Here is a 14,583-nt window from a genome sequence, read left to right as displayed (position 1 = left end):
AAAAATGGGGAGGTTCCTCTTTTTTGTTGCTTTAAATCTCTTGTGCCGCAAGGCTTAGGAGTTATGAAATTAGTTCAATTGAGTTATATTATGAAAAAAAATCAGGTACAAAAGATACTTTAAAACTTGTAACTAATCCAGATGTAGAAACTTATATCAAAGAAGATGCAAAAGTTTCATACAAGGAGCGCCATGGTAAAGAGTTGGAAGTAGAGGAATAATTTTTGACTTTATCCTAGGAATAGGGATAGAGTTTTTCTTTATCTATCTTGAAAAAAATACAAACAAGATCTAATAGTGCTGATTGATTTGAGAGGCTTTTCAGAAAATCTAGAACATAGCTTTTTTTATTAATTACGTGTGATATAATATTTCCATGAATACTAAAATAAGGAAGGATTGAATGGCAAGTGGCAAAGAAAATACAGTTACCAAGTGGCAGAATATCCGAACATGCGAGTGCAATCCAAACCACGACGAATACCTTGAAACTCCAACCAAAACCAAGCATATCTTACTCCACAGGTAGTGCCCGACAGTTAGTGGAAGGTGCTATGGAGTTTGCACAAATGACGGCATCTGCACCAACTGCGTTTCAAAAAGATACGGCGAATTTAAAAAATGTCGAAAAAGCATTCGTCGCGTCGGAAAAAGCATTGGGCGACATGCTACACAATGGAATCGAATGGATGGCAAGTAAAAAATAGGTCAGGGGGATACATAGAAATGCAACCAAGACAACGGGAAGAAGAGATTTGGGAAGAGCAAATCAAGAAAGAGCGACAATTCTAAGAGCTGGAACGACTGTTTGCAAAAACGAAACGAGCGCAAGAACATGTCTTGCATTTATTTCAAGATGCGTGGCAAGGAAACCGTGCGCAACAGCGTTTAGGATTGATTGAAGAGACGATGACGGAAGAATGGCAGAAACGGAAAAAACAGATGTACGTTGTAGATGATACCTTAAAAGAATCACGCCGAGCACACCAACGAGCGCAATTTGCATCGAAAGGGGCTAAGGCGCATGCCAAGGATTGAGATTGGAGAAGTACGCTATTTTGTGGAACAGTTTTTGAGAGAAAGTGAGCGCTTACGAGGAGCGTTGCAAGATTATCGAAAAGCTGTAGCCAAGCTATTAGCGGATGATGAAATTAAAGGGGAATTTGTTGATAGTGCGAAAAGCTATTATGAAAAAGTGCATTATCCGATTGTAGACACGACAACGGACTGCTTAACCGAAATGGATACGGTTTTAAAGAAGTATATTCGAGATTTTGAGACGCAGGTAGATGATTCGTTTGGTTCGCGCTTAGATTCGGATAAATTGGATGCATTATATGCAGAAATCAGGCGATCGGAGAACTTAATGGATGAATTCAACCATGCGATGGAGTCGATGACGGGTGGTTTGAATATTGGGCAACAGATTGGGATGAAGCTGGGGCTAGAAGTATCTATGGCGCAAATCAAAGAAGAAATCAAGATTTTAGAGCGGTATCTGGATTTTGAACATAGTCATACGAACATGATGCACGATGTTTTATCGAGGATGTACCAAGTAAAGAGTGGTATCAATGAAATCATGGCAGGGAAAGCTTTCAGTGCAACAACGAATACTTATGATTCCAGTAAAATGCAATTAGGTTGGCTGAATCATTTGGCACCAGAGAAGAAGCCAAAGAAAACGTATAACTTTGATGACTACACGAAGACGTTGGAGGATGGGTACTGGATTTTAAGTAAAAATGGTATCACGAATCGCGAAACCGCAGAAGCCAGTATTGCCTACAATGATGGCTTAAAAGATGGTACGATTAAAGTAACGTCTGAGGAAACTGGCGATTTTATGACAAATTATATGTTAGATGCAATGAAAGGTATCAATAAGTTGAACCCTGATGTGCCACTAACAAAAATGCAAAGCTTTTCAATTATTTCGTTTGTATTACTAGGTGGTATAACGATGAAAGGTGCAGGTAAAATGATACCTAAAAGTCATCTAGACGTGGCACAGAAAAAGTTGAAGATAAAAGAAGTTGAGCCTATTCAGACGATAGAAAATAGATATCCAAATGAACTACAGTCAGGAAAATCGTTTGACTATGTTTTGAAAAATGGACAAGTTAAAATTAGAGATGGTATAAATGAGGTTGATTTTATTATTGATAGAAGCGGCACACTCCAAGTAGGTAGGGGTCATTCCTATCTAGCTAATGGCGAGGATGTTTTAGCTGCAGGAAAATTAAAGGTTGATTCGTATGGGAATATAAGAAGGATTACTAATGAATCAGGTCATTATGCACCCACTGTTGCACATGCAAAAAATTATGAGCTGATATTTAATGATGCTGGGATTGCGACTAAAAATTCTTGGTTGGAAACTTATCAATTAGAGTTCACGAATTCTGGGTATGTCAATTTAGGGAACTTGAAGAAAATTGAATCTACTAAGCTGAAATAAAGGAGATGATCTCAATGGACAAAATAACTCAAATGAACGAAGAAATATTTGCTGAGAACTTGTTGAGAGCTACTAATGAATTAAAAGAAAAAATGGGAATTCAAAGTACAGTAAATAAATTTATTATTGAGCCAGTTGAAGAAGAGGGGAAAATGTTGGATGGCGGAGACGAAATGATGAAGCGCTTGGTTTTAACAAAAGAAAACATAGGAGATAAGAAACTCTCAGTTAAAGATGTTGTCGGAGTCTTAGGTGGACTTTTCCCTAGAGCACCAATATGGATTAATATTTCTTTTATTGAGGTAGAGGAAGAAGTAGCGATTTTCAGACTAGATACTAGTCTGAGGTTTAGAAAACCAACTTTGCTAAGAAATAGCGAAAGTGGACATGCACCGTTTAAAGTTAATTGTTAGGGGGATAGGTATTGAAATTTAAGATTTTGTTTCAGTATCAATTTGATCTACAGAGAAGGAATTTTAAGCATATGTTAGAATTTTTTCTCTAGGTCAGTAGAGGTTAGTGTTATTTTAAATGAATTGTGGAGTGTGCTTTAAAAGGGAAGTTAAAAATACGCTCGTGGTACACCTTCGTATAAGATCACTATTTTTCATATGAAAATTATGTGCTATAATACTGTCTGGAAGTGTTATTGATTTGTTGTTATTTAGCAATTAATGATGTGCTACATAGCGAGCGCCACCTGGTAAGGATATTATGTTATTGGTTTTAAAGGAGAGTAAAAAATGGGAACTTTAATTGTTGATGAACTTTTATCGGAAATTGAAAAAAATTCAACTCAACAAGAGCGATATGAATATGGAACTAGGATGTACTCTAGCTATAGTATATTCGATTCTGCTCATATTTTGTGGGGAAAAATAATCTTAGAGGCACCAAGAATTTTGAAAAATATTTTTAGTGATTACGTTAAGTTAATATCTCCGTATGAATTTGTTAACGCATATATGTACAAGTATTATGCGAATGAATCTATTATAAAATCGGTTTTTTCTAGAAAACATTTAAATCGCGATGATGAGATTACGTTTTTTGAAATGAATGTAGGCAAAAGTCGTTTGGATTTAGCTCGAATCAATGGTCATTCTAGTGCATATGAAATCAAGACAGAATTTGATAGCCTGACAAAATTAGAAAAACAAGTAAATGATTATTTTCAAGTATTTGAATATGTGTATATAATTGTAAATAGGAAACATACTGATAGGGCTATCGAAATGATACCAACCGAATGTGGTGTGATTGAATACAAAAATAATGATGGACGTATTATTTTTAATTACAAGAGAAAATCTCAGAAAAATAATACAATAAACCCATTATTCCAATTAGAAGTTTTGAATAAAATTGAATTAAAATACCTAGCTAAACAAGGAGAGGTTAACCTCAAAGGGAATTCGAAAACAGAACTAATTTCTGAAATAAATGCTGGTTTAGATAAGATGAAGATAAACAAATACTTTAAAGAAATATTGAAGAAAAAGTATCAAAGTAAATGGCAGAATATAAGGAAACATAGTTTGCAAATAAATGATGTTGATACACAGCTTTTTTTTAAAAATGAGTTGGAACCCAATATATTCTACAATTTGGAATGAGAATGCTTGTTCTTCTTAGAAAAGAATAGTATACTAACTGTAAATACTTGTAAGGGAGTTGGTCAGTTGTGTACGTACCTGTATTAAAAAATAGAACTGTTGAAGTATCAGTAATAAAGAAAGCGTTACAAAGTGGGATTTCTAATAGCATAAATCCACTGATAGAAGTAGTTCAAGAGAAGAGTCGAGCTAACCTGTCAATGGACTCTTTTTCAGAGGAAGTAGGTGCAATTTTTCGGGGTACTGATACTAAATTTTTTGTTGATATTATAAATAGACCAGTTACGAAAACGGTCAAGCCCCAAGTGCAAAAGTTTATTACAAAAAATAATAGGGATTCTGAATTTACTTTAAGTTGCTTACTACAGTGTTCAGAATTGAATAATTGTGTACCAGTACTTTCATATGATGAAATTGAATTTTTAGATGGGGAAAGAATAATAAGAGACGCTGAGGCATTGAGGGATAATTTTGAAGATATCGCTGTGAGGCTAGTGCCCGCACAGTTTAATGGTGTATATAGTGAGTTATTTGAAATACTAGGTGAAGGCGATTATTTTCTCTTTGATATTCAAAAAAATAAATATACTGATTTGAAATTTAGAGTAGCATTTAATAAAATCAAAGAAGCGAAGAAGATAAAAAAATTCCAATCTATTTTGTTAATTGATAGTAAACCTGTAGATTATTACAATGTGGGTGTCGTTGATGGGCAACTAATTGAAGAGATCGACGTATCTTATCTTGAAAATTATAAAAAAGAGGATTATGGGAATTTTGATGGAATTGCTGATTATGTCGGGATAAACAGTAATCTACCAACCAATGGTGGAGCCTTAAGCCCTGCAGGAATCTACTATTCGAAAAAAGATAATCAATTTGTAGGGTACAGATACAGAGAAGGAAAAAGAGCTGCATCCGAGTTTACTGAGCATATTGCTCCTGAAATAATGAAATCCGAATTTTGGAAGCAGTATGATGAGGTTCACCATAATTCGTGCGAAGGTTGTATGACTATTGCTGGGGTGATAGACGGTACTGTTAAAGGCGGAAATCAGGCGGCTTGGAAAGGTGTAACAATGGCGCATTATATCCATACGTTGAATGAATTCAGAGTATAGATGTAATGGTACAACGAGAATATTCTTAATAAGTAACAGATTTATTTATATTTTAACTGGATTATTCATTGAGGGTATGTTTTCTCTTATCAGGAGATCTCGTTATGAAAATTTAACAGGGGAATAGCTGACGCTTTCAGTTCGATCGATGAGGGAAAACGGGAGATGTAAGATAGGATTTACTCGGATATGGGATTTTACAGATTTTTTATCGGTTGAGATAGGATACTCAAAAATTCCTAAACTACTAAAACTATCTACAAAGTTCACCAATTTTCACAATCAAACCCCACCCACAGCAACATTTGAACCCATAATAATTCTAAAATTCAACTCTTAATCAGCGGGTCGTGGGTTCGATCCCCTCACAACCCATCATAGAGCCTCAACGGATATTACGTCTGTTGAGGCTTTTTTTGCACGCAAATTTGTTTGTGAATGTGCAAAAAAAGTGCAAGTTAGATTTAAAAAGCGATCAACAACCCTATTGCCCAAACTCAAAGTAAGTTGGATTCACTAGAGTTGAATCGTGTAAAAAAGACGTAATTTATCATAAATGTGTCTTTTTTCGATAATCCGCCTTTCTTTCTAAAATTTGTATGAAAATAGAACGGTTTAGCATAGACATTACTAGAGCATAAATATACAATTGGCACAAGGAATTCACGAAATGTTTTGCTTATTAGTGGTTCCAAATAGAGAGAAAAGGGGAATAAGACATGAATAAAAACACAGTGAAATTAGTAACACCAATTATAGCAACATCGTTAGTTTTTGCATCTTTAGCACCTGCTATTGTTGTAAACGCTGATGAAATCAACAATAATACGGAGGTAAGTGCGCCAGCTATTGACGCCCATGCGGAAGAAATTAATAAAGATGATACAGTAGCAAGTATAACAAATAAGGGAGATTTGCTTAGTTCAGACTTAGGACAAGTTGAGCTTACACCAAAGGAAGTGGAGGAATTTGATAAATACATTGTGGTTATTGGCAATCAATATGTGATTTCTGAGGAGGGCAAGGAAGAACTCACAGTAGATCAGCAAAATGTCGTCCAAAAGTATTTGGATGCATCTAACAAAAGCGTTATAGAGAAAGGGCTTATCATTAATCCTAACACTAAAATAGCAGGGCAATTGTTAGGTGGAAAAGGGCGTAATGGTGTTGAAATGCATTGGAATTATGCGAAAATACTCCTAAATGTTGAAAATACGAGAATGATAGCTATAGGATCTATAAGTGTTGCAGCTGGGGTAATAAGTTTAGCAACAGATGCGATTGTAGTCGGCTTGTTTGTTCCAGCTGCGGCATCAGCTTTGGGCTATAAGGCAGGTGGTATAAAAAACGGTACGTGGTGGGATGTGAATTTATTTACTAGTCATATATCAGAGTGGGGATGGCAATGAAATATATCAGGTGGAAGGGTCCTATCACTGCTTTTACAACACTCTTGCTTTGTTATATATTGTTAGACGTATTTGGATATAATAGTATGACCTGGAAAATGAAATGGTTCTCTTTAGGGGTGTTTTTCGTTATGTTTGTGCTTATAAATATTTTTTTTATTGTAACGAAAACAGAGAAGAAAAGGAAGCTGTAACAGGAAATGAAGTTTTTGTGATAAATCCATCAGGTCAGGAAACATTAACTGCGAAATATAGGCGTTAATGGAGGAGCATATAGAAAGCTAGAGAATTGTTGTCGACTTTTAAAATCGATGACAATTCTCCAGATTTTTGATATTAATGATCATCATAGGCGTTAGTGCATGAATTCGTCACAAGAGACAAATAGCCTTCCTTATCACTCGTTCCATGTAATCAGATTCCAAACCAACAAAAAATGGATTAAATCCTCTTCAATACGGAGAATTAGGCCAATAACCCAAATCACAAATAAAACCGCGATAATCGTCCAAATAATCCGGACATATTAAAAATCCTCATTTTTAAATGACAGAATGAGAACAACAAGAGTTGCAAAAGTAATTATCAATATTAGACTTTCAAAAACTGACATTCGGCATCACCTCCTTAAGAAGTATCTGCCTCCCACGCGCTTACGTTGCACTAAATATTAGAATGGCTGTCTATTGTTCGTATATAGGGTCAATTTTTAAATATTATGGCAAACGTATGTTCGTGTTTTGTTTTATCGGAAACAGAGTTTTTTAAATTCATTTGCATTAATTATGATGATATATGCAATTTTTGCCATTTATTCACAAGCTAAACCCGGTGATAACAATAAAAATAATTGTAAATAAGAAAATATGCAACTGGTATTTTCGGTAGATGCAAAAGGTGCAAAACAATGATGCGGATGATATAAAAACTAATGTCTTTACAAATTATATTGTAATTATTCTCCTTTTTTGTTATTTTGCGCTACAATAACATTATAAAGAAATAAGGAGTGACAATATGAAGCAGAATATGAAAACACTAATGAAAGTTAATCCGAAAGTTGATGGAACTTTATTCTTGTTATTGATTTTAATATCACAAATAGTGAGAGTTACAACCAGTTTATTTGCGGATTATCTTTGGATGACTACATTAATATTTATCGTAATCTTTTTAATACTGTCTCTATTTCTAAAAAAAATATTAAAGTAACAAATTTATATTAGCATATTTTTGGATAAATGACTATAAAAAGGTGTATGGATTAACGGGAATAGGATGATTGAGCTTAATTATTGAGTTTGGAATTTTAGAAACTGTCTATCATTCGTGTATAGAGTTGATTTTTAGATACCAGGCTTCATAAACGTTCGTGTTTAATTTTATCGGAAACAGAGATTTTTTTGCAAATTATTTGCAAAAATTATAATAGGATATGTAAGAAATACCGTTTTTTCACAAGCTAAACCTAGTGATAGCAATAAAAATAATCATAAACAAGAAAATATGCAACTCTTAATCAGCGGGTCGTGGGTTCGATCCCCTCACAACCCATCTTAGAGCCTCAACGGATATCATGTCTGTTGTGGCTTTTTTTGCGCGCAAATTTGTTTGTGAATTTGCAAAAAATTTGCAAGTTAGATTTAAAATGCGACAAATCCCCGTATTGCCTAAACTCAAAGTAAGTTGGATTCACTAGAATTAAAACGTGTAAAAAAGACGTAATTTATAGAGAACGTGTCTTTTTTTTGACAATCCCTCTTTCTTTCTAAAATTTGTATGAAAATAGAACGGTTTAGGCTAGACATTACTAGAGCAAAAATATACAATTGGCACAAGGAATTCACGAAATGCTTTGTATATTATTTATTAGTGGTTCCAAATAGAGAGAAAAGATGAAGAAGACATGAATAAAAACACAGTAAAATTAGTAACACCAATTATAGCAACATCATTAGCTTTTGCATCTGTAGCACCTGCTATTGTTGTAAACGCTGATGAAATCAACAATAATACGGAGGTAAGTGCGCCGTCTGTTGGAATGTTAACAGATGCAGATACATTAGCGGCTAACAATTATATTTCTTTTGATATAAACACTAAGCAATTTGTAGTAGATAGCGCTATAGCAAATATATTCCCAGCTGAAAAAGTGGCATTGGTTGAAGAGTATGTTAAGCAAACTAATATCCAATTAGCTGGCATTAAACAAGATGGTTCTGAAGTAGCTTCTGTAGTAGACACAGACGGAGACGAGACGGTTTTGACCCCTGTCCTGTTAAGAGGAGCAGGAGTAAATTCCATTACGTTTCATTGGAATTACGCTAGGATTAAAATAAAAGCTAGTTCTGTTTCAGATGCTGTAGCTTTGGGTTTCATTATAGGTGGTATAAAAATAGAGGCTGACATTATAAAAATCGCTTGTGGAGCTGCGGGGCTCAAAGTTTCTAAGTATATAACACGAGGTATATGGTTTGATTATAATTATCTTGTAGGCGTATTCACTGGGAACGCTGGGTTACAGTGAATACTGGTTGGAGGAGATATATTGAAAAAAGTAATAAGAGAAGCTTTTGAAGTTTTTGGTATGTTGTTTTTAGTTTTACTGATTTGGTCTTATTTTGATCAAAATGGGGACACAATTTATCAAGGAAAAACTTTTCTGATAGTGTTTTTATTGGCTTTAATTTTCGGTGGCTACCTTAGAGAAGTTAGACGTAAAAAATGAGTGGCTAAAAAAGAAATCTTGAAATAAAGAGATTCTGGCCGAGGTTGTAGGTATATTAAAATGTGAACGCTCGACTCCTGTAAATTGGAAACGGGCCTTTTTTAGTAGGTGTATATGGAATGAAACCCCAATAAACGGATACCATGGGAGAAAGAATAGGGAAAAGATTAGATATTCTATCAAGTACGAATGAAGCGTCAGAACTAGGGAAATCTAATTGGGTGCATTGGCTTTGTTAGATTAATCACGAAGTTTACCTAACCATTTAACGAGTAAAAAAGACATAATAAACTTCAAGTATGTCTTTTTTCGTAATTCGCTTAATAATATCATGATATCTTAGTAATTCAGTGGATTCTATCTTTGTGCTTGCGAAATTTCCAGTATATAATTTAATTGTACAAATATTTGATTATAATTGAATAAAAGAGGAGATGGACAACTAGAAAATAATATAAGCGCAGAGGAGGATAATAATGAAAAAAATACTCCTAATTGTTGGGGATATTGTATGGGCATGTCTGTGTATTGCTTTGTTGGTCATATACATACTTAGTATTAAAAATAACGAACCGATTCTTAATAATTGGGGAATTCCATTGTTAACGGCAGGTGTAGTATTTAACTGGATTTTATTCAATAGAATGATACTTAAAAAAGAGGGAAAATGAGAATATGAAAAAAAGCTCTGATGTAAATAATTATACTTATATAACGTTTTATCATCAAATTTTGCTAGTGCCGAAACAGACATGAATACTGTTTTTGATGGCCAATAACTATCAAGTGACTCAAAAAGGCAGCATCATCACTATCTTAGATAAATTTGTATCCAGACTATTACTAGTTATAGAGTCAAATTGGGCGTACATTAAAAGTAGTATGATATTCATTGCACGTTTATTTAACTTATGGGGATTAATAGAGTAGCTAAAACCGTAGTAATCGTATAAAAATTGCATGGATGAAGGTGATTATATTGAAAAAAAGTATAAAAGATGGTTTGGAAATATTCGGGGGAATGTTTTTATTTTTATTAGTATGTTCTCTTTTTTTTCGAGTGAATTCTGTAACCACAGACTATAAAATATGGTTAATAGGTTATTTTTTTCTACTAGTTATAGGAAGGTATATTGGCAATGAGAGAAGGGCAAGAAAGATAGCGTCTAAGCTTTAAATTGAGTGCTATAATGAAATTAACGTGTTCTAAAGTAACAAATGTTCGGATTCGAAAAGTTTTTATCATAAATAGAGTCATAATCGTTCATGTTTAATTTTATCGGAAACAGAGATGTTCTTGAAAACTATTTGCAAGAACTATAATAAGATATGCAAGATGCACCGTTTTTTTCACAAGCTAAACTTAGTGAAGGCAATGAAAGTATTCAAATCTTAATCAGCGGGTCGAGGGTTCGATTCCCCTCACCACCAATCATAGAGCCTCAATGGAGGTTACATCTGTTAAGTTTTTTTTTTTGCACGAGAATTTACTTGATGATCCTCCAAGTTCAAATGTGTAAAAAATACGGAATGAGTTAGAAATATGTCTTTTCATTGAATATAGACCATTCTTTTTAAAAAATTACATAAAAACGGACATCTGGAAATAGATATGATTAGGATTTGGATATACAATTAGTACAGGAATTCACAAAATGCTTGTTTACCGGCAATTTTAAATCGAAGCAAGTGATATTTTGGTTGAAAGATAGGATTTTTTATTGAGTTTTTGAATGATAAAGTACTGGGAGGATGGATTTTGAAATGAAAAAAAGAAGTTGGGCGATTATTTTATTGGTGTTGTGTTTTAGTGTTGCAGGGGTATTGACGGGGTGTTCCTCACAAGACGAGGTGAAGACTGACGATGGTAAGGGGAACAAGACAACGGTTAAGAAGGATGGCACAGTCAAAACGGAGACATCTGATGGAGCGACTGGCACTGTGAGTAAAGATGGCAGTGTTTCCGCTGATGATGGTAACGGAAACAAGGCGACGGTTGATAAGGATGGCAATGTCCAAACATCTGATGGCGCATCGCAAACTGTGAATAAAGACGGCAGCACGACAACGGATGATGGAAATGGAAATAAAGTGACGGTTGATAAGGATGGCAATGTCCAAACATCTAATGGCGCATCGCAAACCGTGAATAAAGATGGCAGCACGACAACAGACGATGGAAATGGAAATAAAGTGACCGTAAATAAAGATGGTAGCGTCAAAACCGAAGCTGCTGATGGTAGCTCGACAACGGTGAACAACGATGGCAGTGTTACCACGGATGATGGTAAAGGCACTGTTGTGACGGTTGATAAGGATGGAAAAGTGATAGAGAACTGATAGGAAATTAATAAATACTGGGAGAATCGATTCGGTGAGATCGGTTCTTCTTTTTTGCACGGGAAAAGGACTATTCTACCACCATTACAGCGACAAAATAGCCCGATTCCTTATCCCATCCCTGTGATCAAATTCCAAACCAATAAAATCACAGCGACAACTAACAAAAGATGAATCAATTTCCCACCGATACGTAGAATTAATCCAAGCACCCATAACACAAATAAAACCACAATAACCGTCCAAAGAATTCCTGCCATATGTACCCTCCTCAAACTATGCCGTACCTATCTTTACCACTTTGCAAAAAGGTGAAACATCCGAACTCACTATGCTACAATAAAAATGATAAATCGACTGAAAAGGAATGATAAAAATGAAAATCCATATCACATCTCAAATCGAATCTGACATCCCAGAACTCTGGGAAATCGAAAAAAGCGTCATGGTGAAAGGGACCACACCACATGTCGTGACTGAAAATGATTATGAGCAATTCAAAAAAGACGTCATGACGCAAGATATGCTTGTAGCTAAAAATGAAGACGGAATCGTCCTAGGATCTCTCGTCTATCACAGTCCAGGGCTAGCGCCATCTCGCCAAAAACAATGGCTTTTCGGTATCTCGGTTGCAAAACAAGCGCAGGGGCAAGGTGTTGGCAGACAGCTGATTGAACAGTTAATCGAGCTAGGTAAACAAAATAACATCGGCAAAATTGCGCTACGGGTGATGGCTACCAATACAAAGGCTCTCCACTTTTATCAACACCTTGGCTTTGAGCAAGAGGCCTATTTTAAGCGGGAATTCTGGGTGGACAATAAATGGTTGGATGACTATCAATTGGCCTATTATCTTGATTGATAATAAATGGATGATTAGCAGTTTACTTAACCCATCAAAATCACTAATTTCTGCAAATAATGCAGTCCTCGTATACGTCCATTGTATCGCAATCATATAAATTGGTATAGCCTTATTCAGCATGTGATTTTGCTGGGGTTACTAACGTATAAAAAATACATTTACGACATAAAACCCTATGAATATACACATATTTTCACAAACTCGGGATATTTTTTGTGTCTTCTCCGTATTTACCCGATGATTCAGCCTATTTGTAATTGAAAATACAAACATATCAATATCCTTTATCTATCAATGCTTACAAAGAAAAATAAAAATTATAAGCGTTCTTCTTTGTCGAATGGGTAAACTCTGTGGTACAATAAAATAAAATGATAGCGTTTACATTGTGAAGTAAAAAAGTATGGTGTTTAGGTTTGTTTTGCGGTATGATAGAAGAATAATCTTGAAAGACACTGTTTCACAGAGACTCGAGCTGTTGCCCGATTGGTAAGGGCTTTGTCTGTCCAATAATAAGGGGGAAATACATATGTCAGAAGAACGAACATTAGAGAGAGGCTTAAAAAATCGCCATGTGCAGTTGATAGCAATTGGGGGCGCGATTGGAACTGGTTTGTTTCTTGGCTCAGGGAAGTCAATTCATTTAGCTGGTCCGTCGATTCTATTTGCTTACACGATTACTGGGATTATTTGTTTTTTGATTATGCGTGCGCTGGGTGAATTATTACTATCGAATTTGAATTATCATTCTTTTGTTGATTTTGTTTTTGATTATCTTGGCAATGGAGCCGCGTTCGTTACAGGTTGGACGTATTGGTTCTGTTGGATTTCGATTGCGATGGCGGATTTGACGGCTGTCGGTCTGTACACCCAATTCTGGTTTCCGAATGTGGCGCAATGGGTTCCAGGACTAATCGCGTTAGTTATTTTGCTCGTGATGAACCTTGCAACCGTGAAGCTATTCGGTGAAATGGAGTTTTGGTTCGCGTTAATTAAGATTATCGCCATTTTAGCCCTGATTATCGTTGGTACATTTATGATTATCAAAGGATTTTCAACGGATGCCGGCACGTCTAGTTTTACGAATCTTTGGAGTCACGGTGGTTGGTTCCCTAACGGTGCGAGCGGCTTTATCCTGTCTTTCCAGATGGTCGTATTCGCCTTTGTGGGCATTGAGCTCGTCGGTCTGATGGCAGGTGAGACGAAAGATCCTGAGAAAGTTATTCCAAAAGCGATCAACAACATTCCGATTCGGATTATTATCTTCTATATCGGTGCGCTAATCGTGATTATGAGTATTTATCCATGGAATGACATTAATCCAGCGCAAAGCCCGTTCGTTCAAGTTTTCGCGGCGTTAGGAATTGCGGCAGCAGCGGCTATCGTTAACTTCGTCGTTCTAACTTCGGCGGCATCTGCGTGTAATAGTGCGGTTTTCAGTACGAGTCGGATGGTTTACTCGCTAGCTAAGGAAAAAAATGCACCATATCCAATGACAAAATTAACATCGCATAAAGTTCCGGCAAACGCGTTATTCTTCTCGACAATCGTTATCTTGATTGCCGTTATTCTGAACTATGTGATGCCAGAAGGTGTGTTCACGTTAATCACGAGTATTTCGACAGTATGTTTCTTGTATATTTGGGGAATCACGGTTATCTGTCACTTGAAATATCGCAAAACACGCCCAGAACTTGCGGCGAAAAGTAAGTTCAAAATGCCGTTATATCCAGTTGCGAACTACGTTATTCTCGCGTTCCTTGCGTTTATTCTAGTTGTCCTAGCATTGGCTGAGGATACACGTGTGGCGCTGTTTGTAACACCGGTTTGGTTCGTACTTCTGATTGGGATTTACTTTATTCGTAAATCTAGAACGCAGAAGCAAGAACAGAATGCGACGGATCTTGATTAATAAATACCAAAAACTGAGACCTCCCGCGGGTTTCAGTTTTTTTCATTTGTTAGAGATATTTTTTTTTGTTAAAATTTGAGTTTATTCGTGAGAAGGAGCAAAATAGGGTATATACAAATAAAAGTGTGTGC

The 14,583-nt window shown here is 35.6% G+C and carries 16 protein-coding genes; 13 read left to right on the top strand and 3 right to left on the bottom strand.

Translation table 11 applies throughout. The annotated features are described in order from the left end of the window. Positions 1–410: 410 nt before the first annotated feature. The 7 genes from HCJ66_RS12180 to HCJ66_RS12150 all read left to right on the top strand — a co-directional run bounded on the left by HCJ66_RS12180 (position 411) and on the right by HCJ66_RS12150 (position 6,607). Positions 411–707, top strand: a complete 297-nt coding sequence (locus HCJ66_RS12180; protein ID WP_187133375.1) for a hypothetical protein — start codon at positions 411–413, stop codon at positions 705–707. A gap of 133 nt (positions 708–840) precedes the next feature. Continuing rightward, positions 841–1,038, top strand: coding sequence for a hypothetical protein (locus HCJ66_RS12175; protein ID WP_187133374.1), 198 nt, complete (start codon positions 841–843; stop codon positions 1,036–1,038). Further along, positions 1,025–2,461 carry a T7SS effector LXG polymorphic toxin gene (locus HCJ66_RS12170; protein ID WP_187133373.1) on the top strand — a complete coding sequence of 479 codons (1,437 nt, stop codon included), beginning with the start codon at positions 1,025–1,027 and terminating at the stop codon, positions 2,459–2,461. The genes HCJ66_RS12175 and HCJ66_RS12170 overlap by 14 nt, the downstream gene beginning before the upstream one ends. 14 nt (positions 2,462–2,475) lie before the next feature. Beyond that, positions 2,476–2,874: a hypothetical protein gene (locus tag HCJ66_RS12165; RefSeq protein WP_187133372.1), complete on the top strand. Its 399-nt coding sequence runs from the start codon at positions 2,476–2,478 to the stop codon at positions 2,872–2,874. 330 nt (positions 2,875–3,204) lie between these two features. After that, entirely contained in the window at positions 3,205–4,077 is an 873-nt protein-coding gene (locus HCJ66_RS12160) for a sce7726 family protein (protein WP_187133371.1), read from the top strand. Between the two features lie 68 nt (positions 4,078–4,145). Further along, positions 4,146–5,198 carry a beta family protein gene (locus HCJ66_RS12155; RefSeq protein ID WP_187133370.1) on the top strand — a complete coding sequence of 351 codons (1,053 nt, stop codon included), beginning with the start codon at positions 4,146–4,148 and terminating at the stop codon, positions 5,196–5,198. 719 nt (positions 5,199–5,917) lie between these two features. Continuing rightward, positions 5,918–6,607: a hypothetical protein gene (locus HCJ66_RS12150; protein WP_187133369.1), complete on the top strand. Its 690-nt coding sequence runs from the start codon at positions 5,918–5,920 to the stop codon at positions 6,605–6,607. Positions 6,608–7,004: 397 nt separating this feature from the next. On the opposite strand, the gene HCJ66_RS16530 is transcribed toward HCJ66_RS12150, so the two are convergent. Both HCJ66_RS16530 and HCJ66_RS16500 read right to left on the bottom strand, forming a co-directional pair. Then, positions 7,005–7,112, bottom strand: a complete 108-nt coding sequence (locus HCJ66_RS16530; RefSeq protein WP_343069004.1) for a DUF5670 family protein — start codon at positions 7,110–7,112, stop codon at positions 7,005–7,007. 21 nt (positions 7,113–7,133) lie between these two features. Then, positions 7,134–7,220, bottom strand: a complete 87-nt coding sequence (locus HCJ66_RS16500; protein WP_222717495.1) for a putative holin-like toxin — start codon at positions 7,218–7,220, stop codon at positions 7,134–7,136. Positions 7,221–8,513: 1,293 nt separating this feature from the next. Between HCJ66_RS16500 and HCJ66_RS12145 the strand changes: the two genes are divergently transcribed. From HCJ66_RS12145 to HCJ66_RS12130, 4 genes are all read left to right on the top strand, one after another. After that, positions 8,514–9,134, top strand: a complete 621-nt coding sequence (locus HCJ66_RS12145; protein WP_187133368.1) for a hypothetical protein — start codon at positions 8,514–8,516, stop codon at positions 9,132–9,134. 21 nt (positions 9,135–9,155) lie between these two features. Continuing rightward, positions 9,156–9,335, top strand: coding sequence for a hypothetical protein (locus HCJ66_RS12140; protein ID WP_181675806.1), 180 nt, complete (start codon positions 9,156–9,158; stop codon positions 9,333–9,335). A 476-nt stretch (positions 9,336–9,811) separates the two neighbouring features. Next, positions 9,812–10,006: a hypothetical protein gene (locus HCJ66_RS12135; protein ID WP_187133367.1), complete on the top strand. Its 195-nt coding sequence runs from the start codon at positions 9,812–9,814 to the stop codon at positions 10,004–10,006. A 1,093-nt stretch (positions 10,007–11,099) separates the two neighbouring features. Next, a complete protein-coding gene (locus HCJ66_RS12130) occupies positions 11,100–11,675 on the top strand; it encodes a hypothetical protein (protein ID WP_187133366.1) in 576 nt (191 codons plus the stop codon). A 110-nt stretch (positions 11,676–11,785) separates the two neighbouring features. On the opposite strand, the gene HCJ66_RS12125 is transcribed toward HCJ66_RS12130, so the two are convergent. Then, complete coding sequence (locus tag HCJ66_RS12125) at positions 11,786–11,935, bottom strand: lmo0937 family membrane protein (RefSeq protein ID WP_181675832.1); 150 nt, start codon at positions 11,933–11,935, stop codon at positions 11,786–11,788. A gap of 116 nt (positions 11,936–12,051) precedes the next feature. On the opposite strand from HCJ66_RS12125, the gene HCJ66_RS12120 reads away from it, so the two are divergent. Continuing rightward, a complete protein-coding gene (locus HCJ66_RS12120) occupies positions 12,052–12,537 on the top strand; it encodes a GNAT family N-acetyltransferase (protein ID WP_187133365.1) in 486 nt (161 codons plus the stop codon). Between the two features lie 532 nt (positions 12,538–13,069). Beyond that, a complete protein-coding gene (locus tag HCJ66_RS12115; RefSeq protein WP_425489658.1) occupies positions 13,070–14,452 on the top strand; it encodes an amino acid permease in 1,383 nt (460 codons plus the stop codon). Positions 14,453–14,583 lie beyond the last annotated feature (131 nt).

Source organism: Paenilisteria portnoyi (genome assembly GCF_014322795.1).
Classification (GTDB): domain Bacteria; phylum Bacillota; class Bacilli; order Lactobacillales; family Listeriaceae; genus Listeria_A; species Listeria_A portnoyi.
Note: the sequence above shows the minus strand (reverse complement) of the source record. Positions and strands in the feature narration are given on the sequence as shown.